The sequence below is a fragment of the Mesorhizobium kowhaii genome (genome assembly GCF_042431665.1).
GTDB lineage: Bacteria > Pseudomonadota > Alphaproteobacteria > Rhizobiales > Rhizobiaceae > Mesorhizobium > Mesorhizobium kowhaii.
Map to the genome: position 1 here is coordinate 198,259 of NZ_JBHLYT010000005.1, position 14,781 is coordinate 213,039.

The following is a 14,781-nucleotide window of genomic DNA, read 5'->3' on the forward strand; positions in this document are numbered from 1 at the left end:
CATTGCGGTTTTCACCGCCGCCAAATGATCTAGATTGCCTTGCTGGATTGATCTGGGACACGCAGCGCGAAGAGGATAGTGCATGACGGTTGGCCGAATGCTTCTCAAGTTGTTGCTGGCGGCGGCCCTGCTGGCGGCGGGATTGCAAGCGACCCAGGCCGACGAATGGCGTACCACCTCATCGCTGATCGGCGAGTCCAAATACGGCTACAATTTTCAGCACTATGACTACGTCAACCCGAACGCGCCCAAGGGCGGCACGCTGAATTCGGTGGTGCTCGGCACTTATGACAGCTTCAACCCCTATATCGTCCAGGGATCGCCGGCCGCCGGCCTGCTCGGCTTCGGCGGCGGCCTGCTCTACGACACACTGATGGAGCAGGCGACCGACGAAGGCAGCACCAGCCATCCGCTGATCGCCGACGCCTACAAATATCCGACCGACTACTCCTCGGCGACCTACCGGCTCGACCCGCGTGCCAAATGGCACGACGGCCAGCCGATTACTGTCGATGACGTCATCTGGTCGTTCCAGGTGCTGAAGGCCAACAGCCCGATGTACAGCCGCTATTTCGAGAACGTCACCGATGCCGTGGCGATTTCGGACCGCGAGGTCGAGTTCCATTTCAACCAGAAGGGCAACCGGGAACTGCCGAAGATCATCGGCGACCTTGCCGTACTGCCGAAACACTGGTGGGAAGGCACCGATGCGAACGGCAACAAGCGCGACGTGACCAAGCCGACGCTGGAAATTCCGCTCGGTTCGGCCGCCTACAAGATCGCCAGTTTCAAGCCGGGCTCGGAAATCATCTGGCAGCGCGTGCCGGATTACTGGGCGGCCAAGCTGCCGGTGAAGATCGGCCGCGAGAATTTCGACACGCAGCGCTTCACCTATATTCTGGACGACAATGCTGCCTGGCTCGCCTTTACCAAGGGCGGATTGGATGACGTGAAGCCGGAAAACAGTTCGAGGCGCTGGAAAACGGCCTATGATTTTCCGGCAGTCAAAACCGGCGACGTTATCAAGCAGGAATTCAAGACCACCTCGCCTGAGCCGATGCAGGCTTTCATGCTCAACCAGAGGCGTCCGCTGTTCCAGGATCGCCTTGTTCGCGAGGCACTGACCTACCCGTTCGACTTCGAGACCATGAACCGAACCCTGTTCTTCGGTTTCAACACCCGCACATCAAGCTATTTCCAGGGCACCGAACTGGCGTCGAGCGGATTGCCGCAAGGCAAGGAACTGGAGATACTGGAAAAGTATCGCGACAAGCTGCCGCCCGAACTGTTCACCCAGGAATTCAAGCTGCCGGTTTACGATTCCCCGCAAGCAGAACGGAAGTACCTGAAGCAGGCCGTCGATCTCTTCGCCAAGGCAGGCTGGGTGATCAAGGGCGGCAAGATGGTCAATGCCAAGACCGGCGAGCCGTTCAAGTTCGAGATCCTTGGCTGGAACGACACCGACCAGGTGATCTCCAGCCCCTATATCGCCAATCTGCGCAAGATCGGCGTCGATGCGACTCTGCGCCTGATCGACCAGACCCAGTACGTGAATCGCGTCAACAATTTCGATTTCGACGTCATAATATCGCAGCTTGGTCAGTCTGAATCACCGGGAAATGAGCAACGGGATTTTTGGAGTTCGAAGGCCGCCGATCGGCCCGGCTCGCGCAATTACGCCGGCATCAAGAATCCGGTCGTCGACGATCTGGTCGACCGCATCATCTTCGCTACCGACCGCGATGATCTGGTTGCCGCCACCCATGCGCTCGACCGGGTGCTGTTGTGGAACTACTACGTCGTGCCACAGTATTATCGAGCCGTGGTCTGGTTGGCTTACTGGAACAAATTCGGCATTCCCGAGAAGCAGCCAGCCTATGTCGGCGCCGACCAGAATTCCTGGTGGATCGACCCCGACAAGGAAAAAGCGCTGGCCGCCAAATACAGGGGCAGCAATTGATGGCGGTTCTGCCCCGCCGCGATTTCCTTGCTTTGGGCAGTGCTGCCGCGGCCGCCGCCTTGCTGCCCGGCAAGGCTTTCGCCACCATCCCGACTGGCGTAAAACTGCACGGCCTGTCGGCCTTCGGCGACCTGAAATACAAGCCGGACTTCGCGCATTTCGACTATGTCAATCCGGACGCTCCCAAGGGCGGCCAGATGAATTTCGCACCGCCGAACGCCACCCTCAATCAGAGCTTCCTGACTTTCAACACCTTGAATTCCCTGGTGTTGAAAGGAGATTCGCCGCCGCGCACGGAACTCTGTTTCGACGCCCTGATGGCAAGCGCACTCGATGAGCCGGATGCGGTCTATGGCCTGCTTGCCGAGTCCGTTACCTTATCGCAAGACCGCAATGGCTTCCGCTTCAGCCTTCGACCGCAGGCACGGTTCAATGACGGCTCGCCGCTGACCGCTGAAGACGTTGCCTTCGCCTTGAAACTCTACAAAGACCAGGGCCATCCGAACCTTTCCAAGGCGTTGCGCTACATGACGGAAGCGGTCGCGACCGATCCCGTCACCCTCGATCTCACCTTCAACGGCGAACAGTCCGCGCAAAACATCCTTGCGATCGTATCCATGCCGATCGTGTCCAAGGCCTTTTACACGGCCAATGATTTCGATGCCTCGACGATGACGCCGCCGCTCGGCTCGGGACCGTACAAAGTCGGGCGAGTGGTAGCCGGACAGACCGTGGAATATGAACGCGTCGCCGACTATTGGGGCCGCGATCTCGCCGTGAACCGCGGCCTTTACAATTTCGACCGCATCCGTATCGACTTCTATCTTGATCGGCAGGCCGCATTTGAAGCCTTCAAGAAAGGTGACACGCATTTTCGCGAGGAATTTACCGCGCGGGTATGGGCGACCGGTTACGACTTTCCGGCGCTGAAGGACGGCAAGGTCGTCAAACGGGAATTTCCTGGCGAGAAGACGCCAGACATGCAGGGTGTCGCGCTGAATCAGCGTCGTCCGCAATTCCGCGACGAGCGGGTGCGTCGGGCGATCGCCAGATGCTTCGATTTCGAATGGATGAAGCGGGCGCTGTTTTACGGCTCTTACGAGCGCTCGCAATCGAACTTCGAACGGTCGGACTATAAGGCCGAAGGTCTACCCTCATCTGGGGAATTGGCCCTGCTGGAGCCGTTCCGGGCCGAGTTGCCGCCGGAGGTCTTTGGCGAAGCCGTGGCGCAGCCTCTGTCCGACGGTTCGGGCCATGACCGCAAGCTGCTGGGCGAGGCTTCGAGATTGCTCGCGCAAGCCGGCTGGAAGCGCGCCGGCAGTTTCGTCGTCAACGACAAGGGTGAGCGGCTGCAGGTCGAAATGCTGGCAGAGGATGACGGCATCGTTCGCATCTTCACCCCATGGTCCGAGAATATGAAGGCGATCGGGATCGACGCCTCGATCCGGCAAGTCGATTCGGCACAGTATGAACAGCGGCACAGCGATTTCGACTTCGATCTTACCGTGCTGCATTGGTCGATCGGGGCGACGCCAACTGTTGACGGCCTGGAGATGCTCTATGATTCCCGAATGGCGAAAACGCCTGGGCAGCGCAATTATCCCGGGACGGAGAGCAAAGCCATCGACGCGCTGATCGTGGCAGCCGGCAAGGCGCAAAGCCGAAGCGAACTCGTCACCGCGCTCAGAGCGCTCGACCGGGTCTTGCGTGCGCGGCTAGACTGGATTCCAACATACTATCTGGCGAATCACCGCGTCGCCTATTGGGACATGTTCGGCTTTCTCGAGCAGAAGCCCGATTTCGGCTTTCCGGTCGAGACGCTGTGGTGGTTCGATAAGGGCAAGGCGGCAAAAATTGGCAAAGGCTGAGATGTTCGCTCAAGCAGGGCAAAAGACCTGATGGGCGCCTATATCCTGCGCCGCATCCTGTTGATGATCCCGACCCTGTTCGGCATCATGGCGATATCCTTCGCCGTAATCCAGTTCGCCCCCGGCGGGCCGGTCGAACAGGTCATCGCCAGGCTGACCAACCAGGGCGGCAGCGATCGCCTCGGCGGCGGCGGCGGTGGCGACGCGGTTGGTGGCAACCTCGATGTTGCCGGCGATGTCAGCTCGAAATATCGCGGCGCGCAGGGCCTCGATCCGGAATTCATCAAGAAGCTGGAGAAGCAGTTCGGCTTCGACAAGCCGCCGCTCGAGCGGTTCGGCATGATGCTGTGGAACTATGCCCGCTTCGATTTCGGCGACAGCTATTTCCGCGATATTTCGGTGCTCGACCTGATCCTGGAAAAAATGCCGGTGTCGATCTCGATCGGGCTGTGGATCACGCTTCTGTCCTATCTGATCTCGATCCCGCTCGGCATCCGCAAGGCGGTCAAGGACGGCACGCCTTTCGACGTCTGGACGAGCGGCGTCGTCATTGTCGGCTATGCCATTCCAGGCTTCCTGTTCGGCATCATGCTGATGGTGCTGTTTGCCGGCGGATCGTTCTGGGACTGGTTTCCGCTGCGCGGCCTCACCTCCGACAATTGGGACCAGCTGTCCTGGTCGGGCAAGATCATCGACTATTTCTGGCACATGACCCTGCCGCTGACCGCTCTGGTGCTGTCGGCCTTCGCCACCACGACGCTGTTGACCAAGAACTCGTTCCTGGAGGAGATCCGCAAGCAGTATGTGGTGACGGCGCGCGCCAAGGGCCTGTCAGAACGGCAGGTGCTCTACGGCCACGTCTTCCGCAACGCCATGCTGATCGTGATCGCCGGTTTTCCGGGCGCCTTCATCTCGGCCTTCTTCACCGGCTCGCTGCTGATCGAGAACATCTTTTCGCTCGATGGCCTCGGCCTGCTCGGCTTCAGGTCGGTGGTCGAGCGCGACTATCCGGTGGTGTTCGCCAATCTCTACATCTTCTCGCTGCTCGGGCTGTTCATCGGATTGCTGTCCGACCTGCTCTATACCTGGGTCGATCCGCGCATCGATTTCGAGCGGAGAGACGTTTGATGTCGGAGGCCACCGCGACCACGCAGGCGGTACCGGAGCGGATCGCGCGGCCGTGGCTGTCGCCGCTCAACAAGCGCCGCCTGCAGAATTTCAAAGCCAACCGGCGCGGCTTCTGGTCGCTGTGGATCTTCCTCGTCCTGTTCGTGCTGTCGCTGTTTGCCGAGTTCATCGCCAACGACAAGCCGATCATCGCCTCGTACAAGGGCGAGATCCTGTTTCCGGTGCTGGTCGCCTACCCCGAGGAAAAGTTTGGCGGCTTCTACGCCGTTACCGACTATCGCGACCCGGTCATCCAGGACGAGATCAACGCCAATGGCTGGATGATCTGGCCGCCGGTGCGCTACTCCTATCAGACCGTCAACAACGCCATCCCGGAAGCCGCTCCGGCCAAGCCGTCCTGGGAGTATGACGCCAAGGCGCGCTGCAGCCAGTATCCGCAAGGGGCGGCCGACCCGGCCTGCATCGTCGGCAACTGGAACTGGCTCGGCACAGACGACCAGGCGCGCGACGTGCTGGCGCGCGTCATCTACGGCTTCCGCATTTCGGTGCTGTTCGGCCTGATCCTGACCGCCGGCTCGGCACTGATCGGCGTCGCGGCCGGCGCCGTGCAAGGCTATTTCGGTGGCTGGACCGATCTCCTGTTCCAACGCTTCATCGAAATCTGGTCGGCGATCCCGGTGCTTTATCTGCTGCTCATCGTCGCCGCCATCCTGCCGCCGGGCTTTTTCATCCTGCTTGGGCTGATGCTTTTGTTCTCCTGGGTGGCGCTGGTCGGCGTGGTGCGGGCCGAGTTCCTGCGCGCCCGCAACTTCGAATATGTCAACGCGGCCCGAGCGCTGGGCGTGCCCAACCGCACCATCATGTTCCGGCACCTGTTGCCCAACGCCATGGTGGCGACGTTGACCTTCCTGCCCTTCCTGCTCAGCGGCTCGATCTCGACGCTGACCTCGCTCGACTATCTCGGCTTCGGCCTGCCGCCCGGCTCCGCCTCGCTCGGCGAACTGTTGAAGCAGGCGCAGCGCAATCTCAACGCGCCGTGGCTCGGCATTTCCGGCTTCATCGTCATCTCGCTGATGCTGTCGCTGCTGGTCTTCGTCGGCGAGGCGACGCGCGACGCCTTCGATCCGCGCAAGACATTCAGATGAGCGGCGCCCCCCTGCTCAGCGTACAAGACCTCAGCGTCGCCTTTGCGCAGGGCGGACAGCAGTCGCTGGCCGTCGACCACATCTCGTTCGATATCGCCAAGGGCGAGACGGTGGCGCTGGTCGGCGAATCCGGCTCCGGCAAATCGGTGTCGGCGCTGTCGGTGCTGAAGCTGCTGCCCTATCCCAGCGCCAGCCACCCCTCGGGAAAGATCCTGTTCCAGGGCGCCGACCTGCTTGCCATGAGCGAGAAGCAGTTGCGGCAGGTGCGCGGCAACAAGATCACCATGATCTTCCAGGAGCCGATGACCTCGCTCAATCCGCTGCACACGATCGAGCAGCAGATCGTCGAGATCCTGAAGCTGCATCAGGGCATGGCCGACCGCCCGGCCAAGGAGCGCACGTTGGCCTTGCTCAACGAGGTTGGCATCCGCGACCCGCAAAAGCGCCTCGATGCCTATCCGCACCAGCTGTCAGGCGGCCAGCGCCAGCGCGTGATGATCGCCATGGCGCTGGCCAACGAACCCGAACTGCTGATCGCCGACGAGCCGACGACGGCGCTCGACGTCACCGTGCAGGCGCAGATCCTTGAGCTGCTGGCGGAGTTGAAGAGCCGCAAGGGCATGTCGATGCTGTTCATCACCCATGATCTCGGCATCGTGCGCAAGATCGCCGACCGGGTCTGCGTGATGACCAAGGGCAAGATCGTCGAGACCGGCCCGACCAAGGACATCTTCGCCAACCCGCAGCACGCCTATACGCGCCATCTGCTGGCCGCCGAGCCGAAAGGCAAGCCGCCGGCCGCCAACGCGGCAGCCAAGCCTGTCATGACCGGCAAGGACATCAAGGTGTGGTTTCCGATCAAGCAGGGCTTCTTTCGCCGCACCATCGACAATGTGAAAGCGGTCGATGGCATCGATGTCACCGTGCGCGCCGGCCAGACGCTCGGCGTGGTCGGCGAATCCGGCTCGGGCAAGACGACGCTTGGCCTGGCGCTGGCGCGGATGATCTCGTCGACCGGGGCCATCCAGTTCAACGGGCGCGATATCAACCAGCTCTCCTTCAACGCCATGCGGCCGTTGCGGCGCGAATTGCAGATCGTCTTCCAGGACCCGTTCGGCTCGCTCAGCCCGCGCATGTCGATCGCCGAGATCATCGAGGAAGGCCTGAAGATCCACGAGCCGAAGCTGTCGCCCGACCAGCGCGACGCACGCGTCGCCGACGTGCTGAAGGAAGTGGGGCTAGACCCTGCGACACGCAACCGCTACCCGCACGAGTTTTCCGGCGGCCAGCGCCAGCGTGTCGCCATTGCGCGCGCCATGGTGCTCAACCCGCGTTTTGTCATGCTCGACGAGCCCACATCGGCGCTCGACATGAGCGTGCAGGCGCAGGTCGTCGACCTTTTGCGCAGCCTGCAGGCCAAGCACGACCTTGCCTATCTGTTCATCAGCCACGACCTCAAGGTCATCCGGGCGCTGGCCAACGACGTCATCGTCATGCGCAACGGCAGGATCGTCGAAGCCGGGCCTTCCGAGCAGATTTTTGAAAATCCGCAAACGGACTATACTCGGGCGCTGATCTCGGCCGCCTTCAAGATCGAGACGGCGCCGGTCGGCATCGTCAGCGAGTGATTTGCGTAAAAAGGGACTAGAAGACCACGATGGAAAAGGGCCGCATCCTGCTTGCCGTCACCGGCTTTCATCCGCAGCGCTGGCGCGACCTTTTGTCGGCCGAGCGCGAGGTGGTGCTGGAACCGGACGGCGCCAGCGACCCGTCGATCACCTATGCGGTGGTGTGGAAGCAGAAGCCGAACATTCTGGCGTCGCTGCCCAATCTGCGCGCCATTTTCTCGATCGGCGCCGGCGTTGACCATATCTTCGCCGATCCCGGCCTGCCCGATGTGCCTATCGTCAAGGTCGTCGCCGACAACCTCACCCAGTACATGACCGAATATGTCGTCTGGCGGGTGCTCGACCATCACCGCCAGGGCCTGCTCTACCGGTCGCAGCAGCCGAAGAAGATCTGGCACGAACCACAGCAACGGCCAGCCAGTGATATTTCGGTCGGCATTATGGGGCTCGGCAATCTCGGCCGCGCTGCGGCCTCGGTGCTTTTGTCGCTCGGCTTTGCTGTCAATGGCTGGTCACGCAGCGAGCGGCCGATGAAAGGCGTGGCGACCTACTCCGGCGAGGCCGGACTGATCCCCTTCCTCAAAGCGACCGATATTCTGGTGGTGCTTTTGCCGCTGACGCCAGAGACGCATGGCATCATCAATTACGGCGTGCTGAAGGAGCTGAGGAAGCGCAACGGTCTCGGCGGCTCGGTGCTGATCAATGCCGGACGTGGCCGCCTGCAGAAGGACGCCGACATCGTGCGGGCACTGGATGACGGCACGCTGAAGGAGGCGAGCCTCGACGTGTTCGAAGTCGAACCGCTGCCGAAGACCAGTCCGCTGTGGGGGCATCCAAAAGTGTTCGTGACGCCGCACGCGGCGGCGACCTCCGACCCCGTCCACCTGGTGCCGATCATGCTGCGCCAGATGGACGCTTTCGAGCGCGGCGAAAAGCTCGACAATCTGGTGGACCGCAAGGCCGGATATTAGAGCGGTTCATCGTTTCACGGAAACCCAGAACCGCTCTATCTCTTTGTTTCGGCGCAATTCCCTAAGGGAAAGCGCTATGCGCTTTTCCCGGGAAAACCGCTTCACACTTTTCCTGGAATTGCTCCAGCGCGCCCCGCGTCCTTCTGGATTGAAGCCGATGCACCTTGATCGCCTCCAGACTTAACCAGGTAGCGCCAATTTCTTCTTCTGCTCGTCTGGCTTGCCGCAGTCGCGGCGATCAATCGACCGGTTCATGGCATCCATCTCGCCGGTCGCCTTGTCGGTGTCTTGCTTGGCCTTGGAGCGCATATCCGGCATGAACGGGCCAAAGCCCATCGCCGGATTGGAGAAGGCCGGCTTGGCCTTCGTCGACAAATTATATTGCTGTGCCAGCCGGTTGCGCTGCGCCAGCAGCTGGCCGCAGGGCACGCTGTCATACTGCAGGGAGGACTGGATGTCGGCGTCCTGCCTCTCGGCCATCGAACTGCCCGCGCAGCCGGCGGTCACCAGGCAAGATGCCAAGACAATCATGTTCCAGCGCATCGACTATGCTCCTCCTGATATCCCGCCTTGATGCGACCAGATCGCAAATATCAGTCGCGCATGCAAATCAGACTTTTTCGCAGCACAGATTATCTGCAGGCGCGACCAGAGGAGATTGCAGCCTCAGCCCGGTAGCTTGCCTGCCACAACGACCAACCCGTTGACGGGTTCCCGGCGATCCTGCCGGATCACGGTTGTTTCCAGCGACAGGATCGAAAACCCGTTGGCAGCCAGGATTTCACGCACATAATGTTCCGAATGCGCGTAACGGCGCGATGGCTGCAACACAAAATCGCCATTGCCGGCCAGGCTCTCGACGGAAAAGGCGAACAGGCCATCCCCGGCAAGCAAGCCCGCAACCGTCTTCACCATGCCGTCGAGCGCGCCGACGTAGATGAAGACATCGGCGACCGTCACCAGATCGGCTTTCGGGCCGGCATAGGAAAAATCCCGCAGATCGGCCTTGCCGAGGAAATCGTAGGCGCCTTTGGCCCGCGCCTGCTTCAGCATCCTGGCCGAAATGTCATATCCCTCCAGCCGATCGGCAATCCGCCGCAGCCTCTGCCCCATCAGCCCGGTGCCGCAGCCGAGATCAAGCGCCAGCGGGAAGCGGCCCGGCCTTGCCGCCCGAATGGCCTGATCGAGCAACTCGGGCAGCCGGTACCCCAGCCTGTCGACCAGTGATTCGTCGAAGCTGTCGGCATAGTGGTCGAACAGTGTCTCGACGAAGGCGCTGGGCAGCGCGTCGGGTTCTGGCGCCTTGCCGATCAATTGCAGGTTCAGTGCGGCACCTTGACGATCCGTCGGATCGAGTTGCAGCGACATGGTCCATGCCTGTGCAGCCAGGTCCGGTGCACCCGCCGCCTGCTGCATTTCGCCGAGGCGAAACCAGCCCATCGCCCATTGCGGCGTCAATTCCAGCGCACCGAGCAGCAATTCCGCCGCCGCCGCATGGTCGCCATCCGCATGAAGCATCTCGGCATAGTCGGCACGGCGATCGGCGTTCAAGTCGCCGGACGAGGCCTGAAGCAGTTTCATGGCGATGGGTCCTGTCGGCGGGGGCCGGCGGTGCTGTATGCGGGAGTCAGCAGTCACTTACAACAGACTTCCCGCGCCGGAATTATATCCTATCTTGGGGATCATGCGCGCCTCAGACCTGCTCCATCCCCGGCCCGAGGGCCTTTATTGCCCGCCAGGCGATTTCTTCATCGACCCGGTGCGGCCGGTGAACCGGGCGCTGATCACACATGGCCATTCCGATCATGCGCGTTCCGGCCACCGCTCGGTGCTGGCGACACAGCAGACACTCGACATCATGGGCCTGCGCTATGGCGAGAATTTTGCCGACACGACGCAAGCAGCACAGCTCGGCGAGACGATTGTCCTCGACGGCGTCAGCATCAGCTTCCATCCAGCCGGCCATGTGCTGGGCTCGGCGCAGATCGCCGTCGAGCACCAGGGCACGCGCATTGTCGCCTCCGGCGACTACAAGCGGCAGAAAGACGCGACCTGCGCGCCATTCGAGCCGATCCAGTGCGATGTGTTCATCACCGAAGCGACTTTCGGCCTGCCGGTGTTTCGCCATCCACCCGACACGGAAGAGATCGCCCGCTTGCTGAAATCGGCGGCGCAGTTTCCCGAACGCTCGCATCTGGTCGGCGCCTATGCGCTCGGCAAGGCGCAGCGGGTGATGCGGCTGTTACGCGACGCCGGCTACGACAGGCCGATCTACATCCATGGCGCGCTGGCGAGGCTCAGCGAATATTACCAGAGCCAGGGCATCGACCTCGGGACGCTCGAACCGGCAACGGTGGAGGGCGGCAAGCAAGATTTCGCGGGCGCCATCGTGGTCGGCCCGCCTTCGGCCTTCGCCGACCGCTGGGCGCGGCGCTTTCCCGATCCGATCTCGTGCTTTGCCTCGGGCTGGATGCGCATTCGCCAACGCGCCAAGCAAGGCGGCGTCGAACTGCCGCTGATCATCTCGGACCACGCCGACTGGGACGAACTGACCGCCACCATCAAGGAGACCGGAGCCGAGGAAATCTGGGTGACGCATGGCCGCGAGGAAGCGCTGGTGCGCTGGTGCGAGCTCGAAGGCATCGCGGCGCGGCCGCTGCATCTGGTGGGGTATGAGGACGAGGGCGATTGATGGCATGAACCGCTTCGCCGAACTTCTCGACCGCCTGGTGCTGACGCCGTCGCGCAACGGCAAGCTGACCTTGCTGACCGACTATTTCCGCAGCGTGGGGGATCCCGACCGTGGCCTGGCGCTGGCTGCCATCACCGGCGATCTCAACATAGCCGCGGTCAAGCCGGCGATGCTGCGCACCCTGGTCACCGAGCGCATGGACCCGGTGCTGTTCGGCTATTCCTACGACTATGTCGGCGATCTCGCCGAAACAGTGTCGCTGGTCTGGCCGCAAACGCCCGGAAACATCCCGAACCGTGAGCCGACGCTTGGCGAGGTCGTCGCCAAGCTGCAGGCGGCAAGCCGCTCCGACGGGCCGAAGGTGCTGGCGTGGCTGCTCGACAGCGCCGGCATCTCGGCGCGCTTTGCCATCATCAAGCTGGTCACCGGCGGCCTGCGCATCGGCGTGTCGGCGCGGCTGGCCAAACAGGCGCTGGCGGATTTCGGCAAGGTCGATGTCACCGAGATCGAGGAGCTTTGGCATGGGCTGTCGCCGCCTTACACGGCGCTGTTCGCCTGGCTGGAAGGCAAGGCCGAAAAGCCTAAGAATACAGCGATGGCCTTGTTTCGCCCGGTCATGCTGTCGAACCCGGTCGGCGACGGCGATCTCGAAAAGCTCGACCCCGCGGACTATGCAGCCGAGTGGAAATGGGACGGCATCCGTGTCCAGGCGGTCGCCGAAGGCGGTATCCGCCGGCTCTATTCGCGCACCGGCGACGATGTCTCCGGCGCCTTTCCTGACCTCGCCGGTGCCATGGATTTTTCCGCAACGCTGGATGGCGAACTGCTGGTCGGTGATCCCCGGCAGGCGACGGGCACCTTCTCGGACCTGCAGCAAAGGCTGAACCGCAAGACGGTGACGCCGAAGCTGCAGCAGCAATATCCAGCCTTCATGCGCTGCTACGACGTGCTGCAGATCGGCGACGAGGATTTGCGCGCGCTGCCGTTTCGCGAGCGGCGCGGCCGTCTGGAAACCCTTGTCGGAACGCTCGACCCGAGCCGTTTCGATCTTTCGCCATTCGTCGACTTCGCCGACTGGCAGGCGCTGGAGGAACTGCGCCGGGCGCCGCCACATCCGATCATCGAGGGTGTCATGCTGAAGCGCTGGGATTCACCCTATGTCGCCGGCCGGCCGAAAGGCCCTTGGTTCAAATGGAAGCGCGATCCGCACACGGTGGATGCCGTGCTGATGTATGCCCAACGCGGCCATGGCAAGCGCTCGAGCTTCTACTCGGACTATACGTTCGGCGTCTGGTCCGGCGGGGAAGGCGAAGAGGAACTGGTGCCGGTCGGCAAGGCCTATTTCGGCTTCACCGACGAAGAGCTGAAGCAGATCGACAAATATGTCCGCGACAACACGGTCGAGCGTTTCGGACCGGTGCGCTCGGTGCGGGCCGATCGCGACAACGGCCTGGTGCTGGAAGTCGCCTTCGAAGGGCTCAACCGCTCGACCCGGCACAAATCCGGCGTCGCCATGCGCTTTCCCCGCGTTTCACGGCTGCGCTGGGACAAGCCGGCCAACGAGGCCGACCGCATCGAGACGCTGCAGGCGCTGCTCGATCGCTAATTCACTCTTTTCGATGCCAGATGCGCTTACGGCTCGACCGAGACACGTATCTCGTAGATGTCCGCAGCCTTGCCTTGCTTGTCGAAGTCGGAGTTGATGGCGATCGTGCCGGCCGAGCCCGGGTGCTTGTTGGGAAACGGCACGTCGAACAGATATTCGTTCTGCTGCTGGCCGACCGCGTAGCGCTTGCGGCCGCAGTCGCCCAGTTCGCCGAAATTGCAGTCGACGGAAATCTGTGTCTCCTTGCCTTCCTCGGAGCGGGCAATGATATCGAACACCGCATGTTTGCCGGCGAGCTTCTCCAGCACGCCTTGCCCGACATCGAAGCTGATCGCCGAACCGGAGGCGCCGGAACGGATGCGCAGGAACGAACCGGTGTCGTCCTTCATCACCTCGGCCTTGGCATCCGACGGGGCGCTGACATGCGACGCGTCGGTCGGCGAAAACACGTTGATCCAGTCGCGCGACTGGTCCGCGGCACCGGGCTTTGCCGGGCCGGTGTCGCCTTCGGCCGGTGTGAAATCGTCGCCTTCGACGGTCGGAGGCGCTTCGGGCGGAGCGGTATCGAGCTGTGCCTGCGTCTTGAACACGCCGGTTTGCACGGCGAAGAACAGGCCGATGCCGACAGCGGCAAGCAGTGTCACGGTCAGGAAGATGGCGGTCAACGGCAGGCGACGCCCCCTTATGCGCCGTTCATCGCGATCGGGCGCCACTTCCGTTGCAGCGCCGGCCGAGGCGGGAGCCGACATGTCGATGGCCGGCGCGTCGGGAAGACCAGCGTCCGGCATGATGTCGGGAACGATCGGCAGCACACGCGAGCGCGGCGCATCGGAGGCGGATTGCACGGGCGCGTCGACGACGACGGCAGGTGATGACACCGGTTGGCCGGTCTCAACCGGTGGCGCAGTGTCGGCCCCAAGCTCGACCGCCGGTGCATCGCCCTGCGGGCCGACATCCGGCACCGCCGGCAGGTACTCGGATTCGATTTCGGTGATTTTCGCCTGTATCGCCTTGCGGCGCTTGATGGCGACTTCCACGGTCACGTCGGGATTGGCCTGGAGCGCGCGGTCGAGCGCGGCAAAAGCCGATCGATAGACCCTCTCGCGGAACGCGCGGTCCTCGGCATTGCCTTTCTCGAAGGCGTTCCGGATCGCTTTTTCGATCGCGTCCAAGCGGGTCCCTCTGCACGTTTGCCCAACCTTGCCATGATCGTTAGCCGCAGGCGACCAATCAATCAACGGGCGAGCGGCGCATTCTGCCTCGTCAGGGTGTGCAAAGTCCATTCCGGCGCTGTTCCGGCAACGAAATCAGCATGTTTCGTCGATTTTCATGCGCAGGGAGGATGCGAGCCGTGCGAGCGTGACTTCGCAACCGATTGGCGAGCAACGCGGCGGACGGCTTTCGACGGCCGCATAGCACCCTCGCATGAATTGCCAAGTCGCATCTTGAATTCGCCGCCGGTTGAGTCTATCACCCCCGCATCTTGGAGGCCCTGGCCTCCTGGGCCGCTTTAGCTCAGTTGGTAGAGCACCGCATTCGTAATGCGGGGGTCGCGTGTTCGAGTCACGCAAGCGGCACCATTTCCCCCAAGGAACAATCAATGGCGCCGTCAATGGACGGCCTCTCCGCTTCCTTGTCGACGATCTCCGCTGAGTGCCTTGTCGGACAGGTAGCTGAGGATGGAGGCCTCGCCTCGAGATCGAACCGAGGCTTCAGAGATTTGCAGTCTCCAGCGTAGCCGCTCCGCCACGAGGCCATCGCTGTCCAAGTAGCGGCCAAATAT

At 62.3% G+C, this 14,781-nt stretch carries 11 protein-coding genes and 2 tRNA genes; 9 read left to right on the forward strand and 4 right to left on the reverse strand.

What is annotated here, in order from left to right:
• Positions 1 to 82 precede the first annotated feature (82 nt).
• From ACFFNA_RS04480 to ACFFNA_RS04505, 6 genes are read left to right on the forward strand one after another with little or no spacing between them, the layout of a single operon-like run.
• Positions 83 to 1,960: an extracellular solute-binding protein gene (locus tag ACFFNA_RS04480; RefSeq protein WP_378915918.1), complete on the forward strand. Its 1,878-nt coding sequence runs from the start codon at positions 83 to 85 to the stop codon at positions 1,958 to 1,960.
• Positions 1,960 to 3,828 (forward strand): extracellular solute-binding protein, encoded by a 1,869-nt coding sequence (locus ACFFNA_RS04485; RefSeq protein WP_378915920.1) that lies wholly within the window; start codon positions 1,960 to 1,962, stop codon positions 3,826 to 3,828. Before ACFFNA_RS04480 ends, ACFFNA_RS04485 begins: the two co-directional genes overlap by 1 nt.
• A 30-nt stretch (positions 3,829 to 3,858) precedes the next feature.
• Entirely contained in the window at positions 3,859 to 4,956 is a 1,098-nt protein-coding gene (locus ACFFNA_RS04490; RefSeq protein ID WP_111544726.1) for a microcin C ABC transporter permease YejB, read from the forward strand.
• Positions 4,956 to 6,101, forward strand: a complete 1,146-nt coding sequence (locus ACFFNA_RS04495) for an ABC transporter permease (protein ID WP_378915922.1) — start codon at positions 4,956 to 4,958, stop codon at positions 6,099 to 6,101. Before ACFFNA_RS04490 ends, ACFFNA_RS04495 begins: the two co-directional genes overlap by 1 nt.
• Positions 6,098 to 7,729 carry an ABC transporter ATP-binding protein gene (locus ACFFNA_RS04500; RefSeq protein WP_378915924.1) on the forward strand — a complete coding sequence of 544 codons (1,632 nt, stop codon included), beginning with the start codon at positions 6,098 to 6,100 and terminating at the stop codon, positions 7,727 to 7,729. The genes ACFFNA_RS04495 and ACFFNA_RS04500 overlap by 4 nt, the downstream gene beginning before the upstream one ends.
• 29 nt (positions 7,730 to 7,758) lie before the next feature.
• Positions 7,759 to 8,700 (forward strand): 2-hydroxyacid dehydrogenase, encoded by a 942-nt coding sequence (locus ACFFNA_RS04505; RefSeq protein ID WP_378915927.1) that lies wholly within the window; start codon positions 7,759 to 7,761, stop codon positions 8,698 to 8,700.
• A gap of 180 nt (positions 8,701 to 8,880) precedes the next feature.
• Here the strand turns inward: ACFFNA_RS04505 and ACFFNA_RS04510 are convergent, their stop codons facing one another.
• Positions 8,881 to 9,243: a hypothetical protein gene (locus ACFFNA_RS04510; RefSeq protein ID WP_378915930.1), complete on the reverse strand. Its 363-nt coding sequence runs from the start codon at positions 9,241 to 9,243 to the stop codon at positions 8,881 to 8,883.
• Positions 9,244 to 9,366: 123 nt separating this feature from the next.
• Positions 9,367 to 10,281, reverse strand: coding sequence for a class I SAM-dependent DNA methyltransferase (locus tag ACFFNA_RS04515; protein ID WP_378915932.1), 915 nt, complete (start codon positions 10,279 to 10,281; stop codon positions 9,367 to 9,369).
• Positions 10,282 to 10,384: 103 nt separating this feature from the next.
• Here ACFFNA_RS04515 and ACFFNA_RS04520 point away from each other — a divergent pair, with 103 nt between their 5' ends.
• Positions 10,385 to 11,392 (forward strand): ligase-associated DNA damage response exonuclease, encoded by a 1,008-nt coding sequence (locus ACFFNA_RS04520; RefSeq protein ID WP_378915934.1) that lies wholly within the window; start codon positions 10,385 to 10,387, stop codon positions 11,390 to 11,392.
• A gap of 4 nt (positions 11,393 to 11,396) precedes the next feature.
• Positions 11,397 to 12,998 (forward strand): cisplatin damage response ATP-dependent DNA ligase, encoded by a 1,602-nt coding sequence (locus ACFFNA_RS04525; protein ID WP_378915936.1) that lies wholly within the window; start codon positions 11,397 to 11,399, stop codon positions 12,996 to 12,998.
• A 26-nt stretch (positions 12,999 to 13,024) separates the two neighbouring features.
• Here the strand turns inward: ACFFNA_RS04525 and ACFFNA_RS04530 are convergent, their stop codons facing one another.
• Positions 13,025 to 14,170: a hypothetical protein gene (locus ACFFNA_RS04530; protein WP_378915938.1), complete on the reverse strand. Its 1,146-nt coding sequence runs from the start codon at positions 14,168 to 14,170 to the stop codon at positions 13,025 to 13,027.
• A 332-nt stretch (positions 14,171 to 14,502) separates the two neighbouring features.
• Between ACFFNA_RS04530 and ACFFNA_RS04535 the strand changes: the two genes are divergently transcribed.
• Positions 14,503 to 14,578: transfer RNA gene (locus ACFFNA_RS04535), tRNA-Thr, on the forward strand.
• Positions 14,579 to 14,678: 100 nt separating this feature from the next.
• On the opposite strand, the gene ACFFNA_RS04540 is transcribed toward ACFFNA_RS04535, so the two are convergent.
• Positions 14,679 to 14,754 (reverse strand) — tRNA-Cys (locus ACFFNA_RS04540).
• Positions 14,755 to 14,781 lie beyond the last annotated feature (27 nt).